At 51.9% G+C, this 270-nt stretch carries 1 protein-coding gene; it reads left to right on the plus strand.

Annotated features, from left to right (window positions below; translation table 11 throughout):
- Window positions 1–268, plus strand: a 268-nt coding sequence (locus FS628_RS30605; protein ID WP_222125333.1) for a hypothetical protein, incomplete at its 5' end; no start/stop codon positions are given.
- Window positions 269–270: the final 2 nt, after the last annotated feature.

A 270-nucleotide genomic window follows, 5' to 3' on the forward strand; every position in this document is an offset into this window, starting at 1 on the left:
TTGGGGATTACAGGTATACGGGGTGCAGCGGAATGAGGCGGAGAAGGGTGAGATATTAGGGGAAGGTGTGAATTGGAATGAAGTGAGAAGAGGCGTGGTTGAGTTGGGTGGAGAGGTGTGTAAGGGTGGGGTGGAGGAGGTTGGGAAGGATTTGTGGGTGGGAATATGGGGTGGGGAATGGAGGTTTGAGGAGGAAGTGGTGAAGGGGATGGTTGGTGAGATTGTGAGCAGGGTATATATGGTGGAAAGGTTACGTGAAGAGGGTTAGTT

This window comes from Paenibacillus xylanexedens, from assembly GCF_007676705.1.
GTDB classification, from domain to species: Bacteria; Bacillota; Bacilli; order Paenibacillales; family Paenibacillaceae; genus Paenibacillus; species Paenibacillus xylanexedens_C.